Source organism: Actinophytocola sp. (assembly GCF_036378875.1).
Taxonomy (GTDB): domain Bacteria; phylum Actinomycetota; class Actinomycetes; order Mycobacteriales; family Pseudonocardiaceae; genus Actinophytocola.
Genome location: NZ_DASUVO010000098.1, coordinates 110008 through 125099, shown reverse-complemented (window position 1 = coordinate 125099; position 15092 = coordinate 110008). Strand labels below are relative to the sequence as shown.

The window sequence follows — 15092 nt, the reverse complement described above, 5'->3', positions numbered from 1 at the left end:
GAATGTGGCCAGCTGGGTCACCAACGGGCATGCCTCTTGCTGATCGCCGCCTGCGGAGTTGACGTCCACCCGAGACTTTTCACCGACGGCGATGCTCACCCCACAAAATCCGGTCGTGCCTGTGTAGGTAGCGGCGTCGTGGTTGCCGATCTTGGGCAGGCGCTGGATGTTCGTGCCGACGATGTCGTCGATGGTGAGGTTCTCGAACAACGCGACACCGATCGTGAAGGTCTCGTTGATCGTCGGGCCCTCGCGCCGCCATTCGCAGACCCTGGCCTGGCCAACCGTCTTGCCTTGTCCGCCGGTCAGCTGGAGCGAGGCCTTCTCCGTGTCGTCCAGCAGTTCGCAGGGCTCGACATCGGCGAGGTCTCCGCTCGGGCTCTGCCCGCTGGTCGTCTCTTCCGTGGATTGCTCGGTGGTCGCGGTCGGTTCGGTCGAACTGTCGTCCGGGCTCGGGCTGCCAATCGTCTTCTCGGAGCAGCCAGCGAGCAGGAACAGAAACGCGATGGCCGTGGCGACCAAGCGTCTAGGCACTGAAGTTCCCCCTGGCACCCTGGTCGGTGTTGTCGTAATTCTCCATCGCGGCCATGATGCCCTGTTCCGCGTCGGCCAGGGTGCTCCGGAACTCCCGCAGCTTGGGGATGAATCCCTGATCGTCCGTCGCGACTTGCACCAGGTACGGCTTCATCGCCTCGGCACCGTGGCTGGAGCCGAGGGGGAGCTGTTGGGCAAGCCACTCGCCCTCGATGAGGTTGTCGTCGACCCATCTGGCCATATCGCGGATGGCCTTGAGCAGCGCGTCGCCTCCTTCGGGGCTGACCGCGAACTGCCCGCCTGCCGCTGCCGCCGCGAACTGCTTCATCGAGCCCGCGAAGGCGCCCATCGCGGCACCCATCGCGGCGCCTATGGCGGTCATGAGCCCCCACCCCCATCCGTCACGTACCGGCTCCGTTACCCCGGGACACTATTGTGACGTATGCCCCACGGGGAAGGTTCCGGTTTGCGAAATGCGGGGACCACCCGATCAGCCGAAGCGGCCGGAGATGTAGTCCTCCGTGGCTTTCTCGCTCGGGTTGGAGAAGATCTTCTCCGTGGCGTCCATCTCGATGAGGCGGCCCGGCTGGCCGACGCCGGCGAGGTTGAAGAACGCCGTCTGGTCGCTGACGCGCGCGGCCTGCTGCATGTTGTGGGTGACGATGACGATCGTGTAGTCCTGCTTCAGCTGGCCGATCAGGTCCTCGATCGCGAGGGTGGAGATCGGGTCCAGCGCGGAGCACGGCTCGTCCATGAGCAGCACGTCCGGCTGCACGGCGATGGCGCGGGCGATGCACAGGCGCTGCTGTTGCCCACCGGACAGCGACGAGCCTGGCTTGTTGAGGCGGTCCTTGACCTCGTTCCACAGGTTCGCGCCACGCAGCGACGCCTCGACGATCTCGTCCGACTGCGACTTCGACATGCGCTTGTTGTTCAGCTTCATGCCGGCGATCACGTTGGCGTAGATGGACATGGTGGGGAACGGGTTCGGCCGCTGGAACACCATGCCGATCTGCCGGCGCACACGCACCGGGTCGACGTCGCGGGCGTACAGGTCCTCACCGTCCAGGGCGATCTTGCCTCGGATGTACGCCCGGGGGATCACCTCGTGCATGCGGTTGAGCGAGCGCAGGACGGTCGACTTGCCGCAGCCGGACGGACCGATGAACGCGGTCACCGCGCGCGGCTCGACCGCCATGGACACGCCCTCGACCGCGAGGAAGTCGCCGTAGTAGATGTTGAGATCCGAAATGTCGAGTCGCTTGGCCATATTCCTTGTCCTTACCGGCGGCCGGTCTTGGGCGCGAAGAACCTCGAGACGAGGCGGGCGACGAGGTTCAGCAGCATGACGATCATGATGAGCGTCAGCGCGGCGGCCCAGGCCCGGTCGTAGTTGATGGTGACGATGCCGTTGGGTGCCAGGCCCTGGCTGTACTGGCGGAACACGTACACCGGCAGCGTCATCATGCGCTCGTCGAACAGGTTGAAGTTCGCCGAGTTCGCGAAGCCCGCGGTGATGAGCAGCGGCGCGGTCTCGCCGATGACGCGGGCGATGGCCAGCGTGACACCGGTGACCAGACCGGCGGTGGCCGTGCGCAGCACGACCTTCACGATGGTCAGGTACTTCGGCACACCCAGCGCGTAGGAGGCCTCGCGCAGCTCGTTGGGCACGAGCTTGAGCATCTCCTCCGAGGCCCGCACCACCACCGGGATCATCAGCACGGCCAGCGCCACGGAACCCGCCGCGCCCATCCGCACGCCCGGCCCGAAGATCAGCGCGAACAGCGAGTAGGCGAACAGGCCGGCGACGATCGACGGGATGCCGGTCATCACGTCGACGAAGAACGTGATGGCCCGGCCGAGCCGGCTCGGGCCGTACTCGACCAGGTAGATGGCGGTGAGCATGCCGATCGGCACCGAGATGACCGTCGCGAACAGCGTGATCTCGATCGTGCCGACGATCGCGTGGTAGGCGCCGCCGGCGTCCATGCCGCCGAACACGCCACGCATCGTGGTGTTGAGGAAGTAGAGGTTGAACCGCTTGACGCCGGCCGCGATCACCTGCCACAGGAGGCTGATCAGCGGGATCAGCGCCAACCCGAAGGCCGAGTACATCAGGGCGGTCGCGAACCGGTCCCTCGCGGCACGGCCGCCCTCGACGGCCTGCGAGGTGATCAGCAGCGCCACCACGAACAGCACGGTGCCGAGCACCACGGTCAGCGGGATGCTGAACGCGCCGAACACGGCCAGGAGGGCACCCATGACCACGAGCGATGCCACGAAGATCGCGACCGGCGTGTACCTGGGCAGCTTCCCGTGCGTCAGGCTGACGCCCTTGAGGGGGGTGTCTACCGAAATCATCAGTTGGCCCCCGAGAACTCCGCCCGGCGGCTCACGATCCACCGCGCGAACATGTTGACAAGGAGTGTGATCACGAACAGCACGAGGCCCGTGAAGATCAGCACGTTCACGCCGAGCCCGGAGGCCTCGGGGAACTCCAGTGCGATGTTCGCGGCGATGTTCTGCTGCTGCCCCGGCTTGAGGATGAAGATCGAGTAGAGCAGGCCGGGCGAGAGCACCATCGCGACCGCCATGGTCTCGCCGAGCGCACGGCCGAGACCGAGCATGGTGGCGGAGACGATTCCGGACCGCGCGAACGGCAGGACCGCGGTTCTGATCATCTCCCAGCGCGTCGCGCCGAGCGCGAGCGCCGCCTCCTCGTGGAGCGTGGGGGTCTGCAGGAAGATCTCCCGGGACACCGCCGTGATGATCGGCAGGACCATGACCGCGAGCACGACGCCGGCGGTGAGGATCGTCCGGGCTGGGTTGGCGGCCGGGCCCTCGAACAGCGGGATCCAGCCGAACGTGTTGGACAGCCACTCGGTGAACGGGTAGATCCTCGGCATCAGCCAGAGCCCGCCCCACAGGCCGTAGACAACGCTGGGGATGGCGGCGAGCAGGTCAACGACGTAGCCGAGCGTGGAGGCGACCCGCCGCGGCGCGTAGTGCGAGATGAACAGGGCGACCCCGATGGCCACCGGCGTGGCGATCACGAGGGCGATCAGTGCGGCGAGGACGGTGCCGAACACCAGCGGGCCGACGTAGGCGAAGACCGACTGGTCGTCGAGGAAGCCCACGCGACGGGCCAGTTCGGCGCTGGGGGTCGAGATGGCCGGCCAGCCCTGGATCAGCAGGAAGGCGGCGACGGCGGCGAGTACGACGAGGATGAGCACGCCGGCGTACTTCGCGCTCGCCGAGAAGATCCGGTCACCGGGACGTTGCGGTGGACGCGGCTGGGCCGACGACGCGTCTCGCGCCGCCTTCGGCTCGTCCGTTGTGGTCACTGTGGGTCTCCGTGCACAGGAGGGGGGACGGACCCAGGTCCGGTGAGCGACGCGGCACGCCACTCACCGGACCTGTGTGGACCGTATTACGCGATGGCCTCGATGGCGGCTTCGACCTCGGTGCGTAGTGCGTCGGAGATCGGAGCGGAGCCGGCCTCCTTGGCGGCGGCGTCCTGGCCCTCGGCGCTCGCGATGTAGCCGACGTACGCCTTCACCAGGTCAGCCTTGGTGGCGTCCTCGTACTTGGAGCACACGACGATGTAGGAGACGAGGACCAGCGGGTAGGAGTCCGCGGTCGTGGTGTCCCGCTTGATGTCGATCGCCAGGTCGTGCTCGGGCAGCCCGTCCTTCTTGGGGGACTCCTCGACGACCTTCGCCGCGCCCTCGGCGGTCGGCTCGACGAACGCGTCGCCGACCTTGATCTTCGCGACGCCCAGGCTGCCGGCCTGGCTGTGGTCGGCGTAGCCAATGGTGCCCTGGCCACCCTGGACGGCCTGGACCAGACCGGAGGTGCCCTGCGCGGACTGGGTGCCCTGCTTCGGCCAGTCACCGCTCGCCTCGTGCGGCCAGTCGGCGGCCGCGGTCTTCGCTAGGTAGTCGGTGAAGTTCTTGGTCGTGCCCGACTCGTCGGAGCGGTTCACCGGCGTGACGTTGAGGTCCGGCAGCGTGACGCCGGAGTTGTCGGCGGCGATGGCCGGGTCGTTCCACTTGGTGATCTTGCCGTCGAAGATCTTCGCGACGGTGGACGGCGAGAGGTTCAGCGACTTGACCCCCTCGAGGTTGAAGATGACCGCGATCGGGCTGATGTACAGCGGCAGGTCGTACGCGTCGCCGCCGCACTTCTCCTTGGCCTGCGTGCGCTCGTCGTCGTCCAGCGCGGAGTCGGTGCCGGCGAACTCGACGCCACCCTCGAGGAACTGCGTGCGACCGCCACCGGAGCCAACCGGGTCGTACGACAGGTTCACGTCCGGGTTCGCCTTCTGGAACGCGGCACCCCACGCGGCCTGCGCGGACTCCTGCGACGTGGCGCCGGCGCCACGAAGGTCACCCGACAGGCTCGACTCGCTGCCCGCGTTGTCGCTGCCGCTGCCGCTGTTGGAGTCGGCCGGGTCGTTCCCACAAGCTGTCAGCGCAAGGGCGCCGGCAGTGACGATGGCCGCAATGCGGCCGTAGCGGATGCGCTTCACTGGATCCTCTCGGGGCAACTCGGTAGTCACTAACTGCTCGCACCACTAATTCCGCTAGGTGCAGCGCGGACGCTAGGGAGCCGGGATGGACAGACCCGGGTGTTCAGGTGAACAACGGGTGAACAACACCAGATTGTGACTTTTGTTGCTTGTTGTAACGGTGAACGCGCTATTACCGCTGGTAGGCGACGTTGGTGTACGCAAGGGTGAAACCCAAACGGGCGTACACGGTTACTGCGGGTCTGTTGTCGGACTCCACGTACAGGATTGTCTCCCGGGTGCCCCGCGCCCGCAGATGGTGCAGTCCGACGAGGGTCAGCGCGGTGCCGAGCCCGCCGCCCTGCGCGGCCGGGTCGACGCCGACGACGTAGACCTCGCCCGTGTTGTCGCCGTGGACCTTGGTCCAGTGGAAGCCGAGGACCGTGTCGTCCTCGTCGACGGCCAGGAAGAAGCCGGCCGGGTCGAACCAGGACTCCCCCTCGGTGGCCTCGACGTCCGCGACGGTGAGCAGCCCCTGCTCGGGATGCCAGTCGAAGGCGCTCTTGTTGACGGCGACCATGGCCGCCTCGTCCTGCCCGGGGACGAACGTGCGGACGCGGACGCCATCCCGCCACCGCGGCTCCGGTAGCTCGACGGAGTTGTCGAGACGCATGAGGAGCAGCTCACGGACCCGTGCGAGGCCCCGCTTCTCGGCGATGTGCGCGGCGGCCGGGTGGTCGCGGTGGGACCACAGGCGCAGCGGGCTGTCGATCTTCAGCACCTCGTCGACCAGCGCGGCGCCGATCCCCTTGCCCCGGTGGGCCGGGTGGACGACCAGCTCGACGATCTGGTTGCCGAAGGCGTCACCGGCGGTGTCGACGTGCGCGTAGCCCACGAGCGCGTCGCCGTCGCGGGCGAGCAGGTGCCGGCCGCCGCGGAACTCCCTGGGCAGGGGCCCGTCGGCCTCGACATCGGGAGTGCCGTCGGCTTCCCGCGCGGCGAGGAGCAACACACGGAGAGAGTCGTCGGGCTCGCGCCAGGTGATCTCCACGAGCCCGACGTTACCGGCTTAGTGCAGCTGCGCGTCGGCCGTCTCGTCGACGACTTCCTCGCCCAGCGCCGCCTTCGGGGGCTGCACGAACTTGTAGCCAACGTTGCGCACGGTGCCGATCATCTGCTCGTGCTCGGTGCCGAGCTTCGCGCGCAGGCGCCGGACGTGCACGTCCACCGTCCGTGTGCCGCCGAAGAAGTCGTAGCCCCACACCTCCTGCAGCAGCTGAGCGCGGGTGAACACCCGGCCGGCGTGCTGTGCGAGGTACTTCAGGAGCTCGAACTCCTTGTAGGTGAGGTCGAGCGGCCGGCCACGGAGGCGGGCCATGTACGTCGCCTCGTCGATGACCAGCTCGCCGAGCCGCAGGGCGCCGTCGGCCCCCGGGGCGCCGGCGGGACCGCGCGTGGTCAGCAGGCGCAGCCGGGCGTCCACCTCGGCCGGGCCCGCGGTGGGCAGCAGGATGTCGTCGACACGCCACTCGGCGTTGACGGCAACGAGACCGCCCTCGTTGACGATCGCGATGACCGGGGCGCTGTCGCCGCCGCTCGTGAGGAGCCGGCACAGGCTCTTCGCGGCGGCGAGGTCGGTCCGTGCGTCGACCAGGACCACGTCCCGAGAACCCGCCTCCAGCAGGGCGGTGACCTCGGGCGCCTGGGTGCGCACGTGGTGGGGAAGCAACATCAGTGATGGCACAACCGAGCCCGGCGTTGGGTCCGCGGTGAGCAGCAGCAGGTCGAGGCTCATAAGGGGCCCGCCTCTCTGGATACGCTCCGTGGCTTTCGGGGAGAATAGCTGGTGTACCGAGCAAATGTCCTGGTCGTGACATGTGCGTCACACGGTTGCACCAATGTTTGAGTGTCTATTTGCGACGAATGGGACTCGTGTGACCACCGAAACATGAACGTAACGCGAGCAGGCCCCGTGTGTACCCCGATAGGGTCAGTCCGTCCCCTGCTCCGCTCAGAAGGAATCATTGGTTGCATGACGATGACAGAGACAGCGCCCCGACCCGCGCCTCGCAAACGCCGGTCAAGGACGGTGCGCAGACTCGTCATCACCTTCGTCGTGCTGGTCGGACTGCTGGTCGTCGCCGACTTCGGCGCCGCCTCGATCTTCGAGTACCAGGTGTCCAAGCGGGCGCGTGACCAGTTCGAGCTCTCTGACGACCCGTCGGTGAAGGTGGGTGGCTTCTCGTTCCTCGCGCAGGCCCTCTCCGGTGAGTACGGGCACGTCACGATCGACGCCAAGGGCGTGCCGGTCGAGGACACCCTGCGCGACCTCGAGGTGCACATCGAGATGCGGGGTGTGCAGGCGCCGCTCGGCGAGCTGGTGTCCGGCTCGCTGAAGGAGGTCAAGATCCGCGAGGTCGAGGGCCAGGTCAAGGTGAAGGCCTCCGACGTCAACCGAGCGCTCGCGCAGGTCGAGAACAACTTCATCAAGGCCATCACCAACGTGACCATCGACCCGGTCAGCGAGCAGGACGTGCTCACCGACCCGGACGACCGCACCGACGCCGAGCAGGAGGCCGCCGAGCGCGCGGCCGAGGCGGAGATCGAGGACACCACGGCGGGCACCCGGATCTGCGCGACCGTCGACCTCGCCGGTGACGAGACCGAGCTGTGCGCGTTCGGCATCATCTCGCTGGTCGACGGCGCCAAGATGACGTTCGCCCCGAACCGGATCGAGCTGACCAACTCCGTGCTCGACGGCGGCGCGCTGTCACCGGAGCTCGACACACTGATCAAGCAGGCGCTGACCTTCACGCTTGACCCCGGTGAGCTGCCGTTCACCGTCACACCGAACGCGGTGACCGTCGAACCGGGCGTACTGTCCGTCAAGGGCACCGCGACGGACGTGGTGCTGGGCGGCCAGTAGGGGTGAGGCCATGGTCGGGCACTCGTGCTGGTGGGCACGCTCGTGCTCGCCACGGCCGCCGGCCTGCTCATGAAGGCCCGCGAAGGCCGCGTCCGGGCGACGTCGGCGAGCGGGCTCCCCGCCGATGTCCGGGCGCTGCTCGTCCCGGGCGGGGTCACGCTGGTCCAGCTGTCCACCACGTTCTGCGCGCCGTGCCGGCACACGAGGGCGCTGCTCTCCCACCTCGCGAACCGCACCGAGGGGCTGCACCACACCGAGCTGGACCTCACCGACCGGCCGGACCTGGCCCGGGAGCTGTCCGTGCTCCGCACCCCCACCACGCTCGCGGTCGACGCCGGCGGCACCGAGATCCTGCGGATCGGCGGGGTGCCGAAGCGCGACGAACTACTTGACGCTCTGAGCCCATATTTGCCGTCCCATTAGGTGGACAGCACGCCCACCAGCAGGGAAGCGGCGGTACTGTGCAAGCCGTGTACACGTTCCTGACCAGGCGCCGCGCGGTGGATTACTGCCGCGTTGACTCCAGCCTGTGTCTGGCTGACTGACGGGCGGACCTCCCCCAAGCCACGGGTCCTCCGCCCGCGCTGGCATCCCATCCAGCCGTGCAGTCAGGAGGTGTCCACATGTCCGCTCAAGCTCACATCGATCCTCGAGGTCCACGTTTCGCCGCGTGGACAACCACCGTCGTGCTCGCGGTCGTGCTGGTCACCGGCTGGTGGCCACTGCTCGCCGCGCAGGCCGTCGTGTTCGCCATCGGCGCGTTCGCGGGGCTCGGCGTCGCGCCGTACTCGATCCTGTACCGCAGGTTCGTCGCATCCAGGCTGGGGCCGACCGACGAGCGCGAGGACGCCGCCCCGGTGCGGTTCGCGCAGGGTGTCGGGTTCGGCTTCGCCGTGGTCGGGGTGCTGGGCTACGCCACGGGTGTGACCGCCCTCGGCGTCGCCGCGACCGCGGTTGCCCTGGCGGCAGCTGTGAGGCTTGCTCGAACATCGCCCAACGCCTATCGCCCAACGCAAAAAGATCAAGGCGCCGGGCTCGTCCGACCAAGCCTCATCCTCAACGCGGCGTTCGCGTTCTGTCTCGGCTGCGAGACCTACCTGTTGATCCGCCGATTCACCCCAACGAAGGAGAAAGCGCTCCGATGAGCCGCGAAGACGTGCTGGTCACCGCCGAGTGGGCCGAACAGAACCTCGAGACCCCGGGGGTGGTGTTCGTCGAGGTCGACGAGGACACCTCGGCCTACGACGGCGGCCACATTCCCGGCGCGGTGAAGATTGACTGGAAGACCGAACTGCAGGACCCGGTGCGCCGCGACTTCGTCGACCGCGCCGGCTTCGAGAAGCTGCTGTCCGCCAAGGGCATCGGCAACGACGACCGGGTGATCCTGTACGGCGGCAACAACAACTGGTTCGCCGCCTACGCGTACTGGTACTTCGAGCTGTACGGCCACCAGCACGTGCAGCTGCTCGACGGGGGCCGCAAGAAGTGGGAGCTCGACGGCCGTCCGCTGTCGAAGGACCCGGTGACCCGCGACGAGACCAGCTACAGCGCCAAGGACCAGAACCTCGCGATCCGCGCCTTCCGCGACGAGGTCGTCGAGGCCATCAACGCCAAGAACCTGGTGGACGTGCGGTCCCCGGACGAGTTCAGCGGCAAGCTGCTCGCCCCCGCCCACCTGCCGCAGGAGCAGGCACAGCGCGCAGGCCACATACCGTCGGCCATCAACGTGCCGTGGAGCAAGGCGGCCAACGAGGACGGCACGTTCAAGTCCGAAGAGGAACTGCGCGAGCTGTACAAGGAGGCCGGGATCGACGAGTCCAAGGCCACCATCGCGTACTGCCGCATCGGCGAGCGCAGCTCGCACACCTGGTTCGCCCTGCACGAGCTGCTCGGCTACACGGACGTCAAGAACTACGACGGCTCGTGGACCGAGTACGGCTCGCTCGTGGGCGTTCCGGTCGAGATCGGCCCCGGCACCAAGTAAAGGGAGATATCGAAAAATGGCCAACGACGGTTGCGGCGCACCGGAGCAGACCGCGGACCTACCCGCCGGGATCGACCTCGCCAAGGAGATCGTGCTGAGCGGCAAGGTGACCGCCGAGGGTGTCGCGGTCAGCGGCGCGTTCGTGCGACTGCTTGACGCGAGCGGCGAGTTCACGGCAGAGGTCGTGTCCTCGGCGGAGGGCGACTTCCGCTTCTTCGCCGCCCCTGGCGAATGGACCGTCCGGGCACTCCACCGCTCGGGCAACGGCGAGACGAAGGTGACCGCGGACGGCCCGGGCCTGCACCCGGTGGCCGTGTCCGTCGGCTGACAAGCATTACCCCGAACGCGGGGCGGCCGTGTCATAGGGCCGCCCCGCGTTGCCATATCCTCCTCGGGTGGAACTGTTCGTCACCCTGCTACTGATCATCGGTGCACTGGCCAGCACCGCGTCGCTGGCCGTTCTGGCCACCCGAATCGCGGGACGACGCTCATGACCACACCCAACGACCCGGTCCCCGGCAGCGGCGACGCGGCCCTGCGCGCTGCGGCCGAACGCGCCAACACGACCCGCGAACGCAACCTTCCGCAGTGGCCGGACCTCCCGATCCAGAACGACACCGCGAACCTGCGCGAAGGCCCGGACCTGCACGACGCCCTGTTGCCGTTGCTGCCCCTGATCGGCGTGTGGCGCGGCGAGGGCGAGGTCGTCTACCCGACCATCGAGTCACAGCACTTCGGCCAACAGATCGTCTTCGCCCACGACGGCCGCCCGTTCGTGTACTACGAGAGCCGGGCGTGGCTGTTGGACGCGGACGGCAAGGTCATCCGCCCCGCCGCCCGCGAGACGGGCTGGTGGCGCCCACAACCCGACGACACCATCGAACTACTCCTGACCCACGCGACCGGCGTGATCGAGATCTTCTACGGCGAGCCCCGCAACCAGACGTCCTGGGAACTGGCCACGGACGTGACCATGCGAACGGCCTCCGCGAAGGAGGTCAACGGCGCCAAACGCCTGTACGGCCTGGTGAACAACGGTGACCTGGCCTACGTGGAAGAACGCGCGATGATGGGCCAGCCACTCCAGCCCCACACGTCCGCATACCTGCGCAGGGTGGCCGGATAGACCCGATCGTGTCACGGCACCGCCATGAATGATGGCCCGGTGACCGTGCACGCCTTCGTCGACGAATCAGCCAGGCCTCCCCAGTACCTGATCGCCGCCGCGATCGTGGAGCCTTCACAGGTTCGCCTGCTGCGCCAGTCGATGCGTGCGTTGCTCATGCCGGGCCAGCGCGAACTGCACTTCAAGAAGGAGAAGCCGATCCGCCGGCGGGCACTCGCCGACGCCGTCGCCCGGCTCCCGGTCGAGATGCGGGTCTACTTGCGCCGCTGCCGCAAGCTCGACGAGTCGGCTCGCCAGGTCTGCGTCACGCAGCTCGCACATGACCTCTTGACTCGGCGCGCGCACCGGTTGGTCATTGACTCACGCAATGAGCAGGACATCCACGACGAGCGCACACTACGCCGCCTCCTCGGCTCGCATCCAAGCGCAAGTCAACTCGTCTACGAGCACGTGGACAGCACCAGCGAGTCGCTGCTGTGGATCGCTGACATTGTGGCCTGGTGCTTCGGCGCCGGGCAGGACTGGCGCAAGCGGATCGACCCGATCGTCAGCGCCGTAGTCGACCTGGAATAACCCCTGGACAGCGCAAAGCCCGTGACACGACCGTCCGGACGCACCACGGGCCCACTTCCTCGGCCTACAGGGCCTCGGCAAGCTTGATCGTACCACGCACACCGACTGTCACCGACAGCGCAAAGCCCGTGAGACGACCGTCCGGACGCATCACGGGCCCACTTCCTCGGCCTACAGGCCTCGGCGAAGGAAAGTTAGCACGCAGGCGCTCAGTACTCCGACTCGTAAAGAGCGATCAGCTCCTGGTGCAGTGCCGTGGTGTCAGGTAGTGCGACGCCGTCCAGGGTGTGTACGCGGGTGATCTTCCGGACGCTCGATGCCATGAAGAGCCCGTCCGCCTCCTGGAGTTGGGAGACGGTGAGTGGCTCGACCTTCGTCGCCCAGCCTGCGCGTTCCGCGGCGCGGAACAGGGCGCCCTGGGTCGTGCCGGGGAGGATGCCGCTCGACGGTGGGGTGGTCAGCAGGGTTCGGCCGGTCACCACGACGACCGTCGACGTCGGGCCCTCCAGTACGGACCCGTCGGCGGCCACGAAGACGACCTCCTCGGCGCCGACCGTCTCGGCGTGTCGGAGGGCGGCCATGTTCACCGCGTACGACAGGGACTTCGCGCCCAGCAGCAGCCACGGCGCGCGTGCCACGATCTCCGGGTCGTAGCCCCGGTCGAGGGTCACCGCGGCGACGCCGGTGCTGCGGGCCCGCAGGACCTTCTCGCCGATCGCCAGGCCCAGCGCGTAGCCGGTCGGGGTGCCGTCGCCGAACTCCGGGCCCCTGGTGTAGATCAGCTTGAGTGCCATCTCGGCGCCGCCGGACCAGTTGTCCAGCACGACCTGGGCGCACCGCTCCCAGTCCGCGCGGACGGGCGGCGGCAGCTCCAGCATGGCTGCCGAACGAGCAAGGCGGTCCAGGTGGGGCCCCATCTCCCGGGGCTTACCGTCGACCACGAGGATCGTTTCGAAGACACCGTCGCCCCGCGTGATGCCGAGGTCGTCGACCCGGATCAGCGGAGTGTCAGCGTCCAGCAGGGTTCCATCCAGCTTCGCCAGCACGCGCATACGAAGAGCCTACGATTCACGGTGTGGCAACCAACATCCAGGAGTTGAAATCCACGCTGCACGAGCGGGGCATGCGGATGACGCCGCAACGCCAGCTCGTGCTCGACGCGTTACTTCAACTCGAGCAAGCCACCCCGGAACAGGTCTGCCAGCACGTCCAACGCGCCACCCCGTCGGTCAACATCACCACGATCTACCGCACGCTCGAGCTCCTCGAGGACCTGGGCATCGTGCGGCACACCCACCTGGGCCACGGCGCGCCCAACTACTCGGTCCACGAGCACCAGCACGTCCATCTCGTCTGCCACCGCTGCGACAAGGTCGTCGAGGCACCGCGTGACGTGATGGACGACCTGCGTGGAACACTCCGCGTCCGCTTCGGGTTCGCACTGGATGCCAGCCATCTCGCGTTGTCCGGGCTGTGCGCAGACTGCCAGGAGGCGACCGAATGACACCGATCCCGGCCCCCGAAGGTTCGCCAGACATTGGGGTGCCGTGGCACTACGGTGACCCGTTCGCGGAACAGCGGGCCGCGGCGCGCAGGGTCGCCGTCGTCGATCGGTCCAACCGCGAGGTGATCGCCGTGACCGGCCCGGAGCGCCTGTCGTGGCTGCACCTCGTCATCTCCCAGCACATGACCGAGTTGGCCGACGGCACCGCCACCGAGGCACTGGTGCTGGACAGTCAGGGCCGCGTCGACACGCACATGGAGGTCGCGCACCACGACGAGACCGTGTGGCTCGACACCGATCCCGGCGCGCACGCGACCGGTGCCCGTGGCGGCCAGCAGCCGCTGCTGGAGTACCTGCGGTCGATGGTGTTCTGGTCGAAGGTGGAGCTGCGGGACGCGACGTCCGAGCGGGCCGTCCTGACCCTGCTCGGCCCGGAGACAGACGACCTGCTCACGAAGGTCACGCTGCCGGTGCCCGGCCCGCACGAGGTGGCGGGTGCCGAGGGCGTGCTCGTCCGTCGCGGCGCGCTGGGTGTCGACCTGCTCGTGCCGAGGGACGACCACCAGCTGTGGTGGGATCGGCTGACGGCGAACGGCGCGCGGCCCATGGGTAGTTGGGGCTACGAGGCGTTCCGTGTCGAGGCGGGCAGGCCACGCATGGACATCGACACCGACGAGCGCACCATCCCGCACGAGGTCGGCTGGGTGCACGTCGCCGCGCACGTCGCCAAGGGCTGCTACCGCGGCCAGGAGACCGTCGCGAAGGTCCACAACGTGGGCCGCCCACCGCGCCGGATGCTGCTCCTGCACCTGGACGGCTCGCCGGAGGTCCTGCCGGAGACCGGTGATCCCGTGGTCAACGGGGAGCGGACCGTGGGCAGGGTCGGCTCGGTTGTGCGGCACCACGAGCTTGGCCCGATCGCGCTGGCGCTGGTGAAGTACTCGGTGCCGCTGGACACCGAGCTGCTGGCCGGCCAGGACGACCGTGTGGTGCAGGCCGCCATCGACCCGGACCTGGTCCCGGAGGCCACCCCGGGCCTCGGCCGCGAGGCCGCACGACGCCTCCGAGGCTGACTACCATTCGCCCATGTCTACCGGCACCCTGATCACAGTCGCGCCCACCGGCGCGGAGCTGGCGAAGTCCGACGTCCCCAACCTGCCGGTCACGCTCGACGAGCTGGTCAGAACGGCACAGGACTGTGAGCGCGTCGGCGCGGCGATGATCCACGTGCACATCCGAGGCGCGGACGCCAAACCGACGCTCGACCTCGGCCGGCTCAAGGAGACCGTGGCGGCGCTGCGGGCGGAGACGTCGCTGGTCGTGCAGCTGTCCACCGGCGGCGCGGTGACCGATCCCGAGGAGGACCGGCTCCGCGTGCTCGACGCGCTGCCGGACTCGGCCAGCTGCACGATGGGCACGGTGAACTTCGGCGACGACGTGTTCATGAACCGCTGGGAGTTCGTCGTCGAGTTGCACGAGCGGATGCGGGACCGCGGCATCGTCCCCGAGTACGAGATCTTCGACATCGGCCACCTCGCCGCCCTGCACCGGCTGCTGGACCAGCACGGCCTGCCGGCGGGTGGCCACGTGCATGTCGACCTGGTCATGGGTGTGCCCGGCGGCATGCCAGGTGACGTGGAGACGCTGGTCGCGGCGCTGCGCATGATTCCGCCCGGCGCGACGTTCTCGGCGACCGGCATCGGCCGCACCTCCCTGCCTGTGATGCTCGCCTCACTGGCGGCGGGCGGTCACCTGCGGGTGGGCATGGAGGACACGGTCTCCTACGCACGCGGGGAACGGGTGCGGGACAACGCCCAGCTGGTCGCGCGAGCGGCTGGGCTGGCCAAAATTGCTCAACGCCCGCCGATCACACCAGCCGAAGTACGTACGCTTTTGCGCGTCGCACAAAGCAACTGATCTCGGTGGTTGGCGGTT

The 15092-nt window shown here is 68.2% G+C and carries 19 protein-coding genes; 10 read left to right on the top strand and 9 right to left on the bottom strand.

Going from position 1 to position 15092, the window contains the following annotated elements; all coding sequences use genetic code 11:
• The 8 genes from VF106_RS28160 to VF106_RS28125 form a co-directional block, all read right to left on the bottom strand.
• A partial coding sequence (locus tag VF106_RS28160; RefSeq protein WP_330842872.1) for a DUF3558 domain-containing protein occupies window positions 1–534 on the bottom strand: 534 nt, incomplete at its 3' end.
• Window positions 527–916, bottom strand: a complete 390-nt coding sequence (locus VF106_RS28155) for a hypothetical protein (protein WP_330842871.1) — start codon at window positions 914–916, stop codon at window positions 527–529. The genes VF106_RS28160 and VF106_RS28155, both read right to left, overlap by 8 nt.
• Before the next feature lie 108 nt (window positions 917–1024).
• Complete coding sequence (gene pstB / locus VF106_RS28150) at window positions 1025–1804, bottom strand: phosphate ABC transporter ATP-binding protein PstB (protein WP_330842870.1); 780 nt, start codon at window positions 1802–1804, stop codon at window positions 1025–1027.
• An 11-nt stretch (window positions 1805–1815) separates the two neighbouring features.
• The gene (pstA, locus tag VF106_RS28145; RefSeq protein WP_330842869.1) at window positions 1816–2895 is read right to left on the bottom strand and encodes a phosphate ABC transporter permease PstA; all 1080 of its coding nucleotides are present in this window, start codon (window positions 2893–2895) and stop codon (window positions 1816–1818) included.
• Complete coding sequence (gene pstC / locus VF106_RS28140; protein WP_349257478.1) at window positions 2895–3878, bottom strand: phosphate ABC transporter permease subunit PstC; 984 nt, start codon at window positions 3876–3878, stop codon at window positions 2895–2897. The genes pstA and pstC overlap by 1 nt, the downstream gene beginning before the upstream one ends.
• Before the next feature lie 86 nt (window positions 3879–3964).
• On the bottom strand, window positions 3965–5065 hold the full coding sequence (pstS, locus tag VF106_RS28135; protein WP_330842868.1) for a phosphate ABC transporter substrate-binding protein PstS: 1101 nt from the start codon (window positions 5063–5065) through the stop codon (window positions 3965–3967).
• Between the two features lie 172 nt (window positions 5066–5237).
• The gene (gene mshD, locus VF106_RS28130; protein WP_330842867.1) at window positions 5238–6095 is read right to left on the bottom strand and encodes a mycothiol synthase; all 858 of its coding nucleotides are present in this window, start codon (window positions 6093–6095) and stop codon (window positions 5238–5240) included.
• A gap of 18 nt (window positions 6096–6113) precedes the next feature.
• The gene (locus tag VF106_RS28125; protein WP_330842866.1) at window positions 6114–6839 is read right to left on the bottom strand and encodes a winged helix-turn-helix transcriptional regulator; all 726 of its coding nucleotides are present in this window, start codon (window positions 6837–6839) and stop codon (window positions 6114–6116) included.
• Window positions 6840–7133: 294 nt separating this feature from the next.
• On the opposite strand from VF106_RS28125, the gene VF106_RS28120 reads away from it, so the two are divergent.
• From VF106_RS28120 to VF106_RS28090, 7 genes are all read left to right on the top strand, one after another.
• Window positions 7134–7970, top strand: coding sequence for an LmeA family phospholipid-binding protein (locus VF106_RS28120; RefSeq protein ID WP_330842865.1), 837 nt, complete (start codon window positions 7134–7136; stop codon window positions 7968–7970).
• A gap of 69 nt (window positions 7971–8039) precedes the next feature.
• Complete coding sequence (locus tag VF106_RS28115; RefSeq protein ID WP_330842882.1) at window positions 8040–8393, top strand: TlpA family protein disulfide reductase; 354 nt, start codon at window positions 8040–8042, stop codon at window positions 8391–8393.
• A 200-nt stretch (window positions 8394–8593) separates the two neighbouring features.
• A complete protein-coding gene (locus VF106_RS28110; RefSeq protein ID WP_330842864.1) occupies window positions 8594–9115 on the top strand; it encodes a DUF4395 domain-containing protein in 522 nt (173 codons plus the stop codon).
• Window positions 9112–9954 carry a sulfurtransferase gene (locus VF106_RS28105; RefSeq protein WP_330842863.1) on the top strand — a complete coding sequence of 281 codons (843 nt, stop codon included), beginning with the start codon at window positions 9112–9114 and terminating at the stop codon, window positions 9952–9954. Before VF106_RS28110 ends, VF106_RS28105 begins: the two co-directional genes overlap by 4 nt.
• Before the next feature lie 16 nt (window positions 9955–9970).
• Window positions 9971–10282, top strand: coding sequence for a DUF1416 domain-containing protein (locus VF106_RS28100; RefSeq protein WP_330842862.1), 312 nt, complete (start codon window positions 9971–9973; stop codon window positions 10280–10282).
• Between the two features lie 162 nt (window positions 10283–10444).
• Complete coding sequence (locus tag VF106_RS28095) at window positions 10445–11080, top strand: heme-binding beta-barrel domain-containing protein (protein WP_330842861.1); 636 nt, start codon at window positions 10445–10447, stop codon at window positions 11078–11080.
• Between the two features lie 39 nt (window positions 11081–11119).
• Window positions 11120–11653, top strand: a complete 534-nt coding sequence (locus tag VF106_RS28090; RefSeq protein ID WP_330842860.1) for a DUF3800 domain-containing protein — start codon at window positions 11120–11122, stop codon at window positions 11651–11653.
• A 209-nt stretch (window positions 11654–11862) separates the two neighbouring features.
• Here VF106_RS28090 and VF106_RS28085 read toward each other — a convergent pair whose 3' ends face one another.
• Window positions 11863–12705: an aminodeoxychorismate lyase gene (locus VF106_RS28085; RefSeq protein ID WP_330842859.1), complete on the bottom strand. Its 843-nt coding sequence runs from the start codon at window positions 12703–12705 to the stop codon at window positions 11863–11865.
• A gap of 71 nt (window positions 12706–12776) precedes the next feature.
• On the opposite strand from VF106_RS28085, the gene VF106_RS28080 reads away from it, so the two are divergent.
• Genes VF106_RS28080 through VF106_RS28070 form a run of 3 tightly spaced genes read left to right on the top strand, consistent with a single transcriptional unit; the run spans window position 12777 to window position 15074 of the window.
• Window positions 12777–13157: a Fur family transcriptional regulator gene (locus VF106_RS28080; protein WP_330842881.1), complete on the top strand. Its 381-nt coding sequence runs from the start codon at window positions 12777–12779 to the stop codon at window positions 13155–13157.
• Window positions 13154–14230 carry a CAF17-like 4Fe-4S cluster assembly/insertion protein YgfZ gene (gene ygfZ / locus VF106_RS28075; protein ID WP_330842858.1) on the top strand — a complete coding sequence of 359 codons (1077 nt, stop codon included), beginning with the start codon at window positions 13154–13156 and terminating at the stop codon, window positions 14228–14230. The genes VF106_RS28080 and ygfZ overlap by 4 nt, the downstream gene beginning before the upstream one ends.
• A gap of 13 nt (window positions 14231–14243) precedes the next feature.
• Window positions 14244–15074 carry a beta-keto acid cleavage family enzyme gene (locus VF106_RS28070; RefSeq protein WP_330842857.1) on the top strand — a complete coding sequence of 277 codons (831 nt, stop codon included), beginning with the start codon at window positions 14244–14246 and terminating at the stop codon, window positions 15072–15074.
• Window positions 15075–15092: the final 18 nt, after the last annotated feature.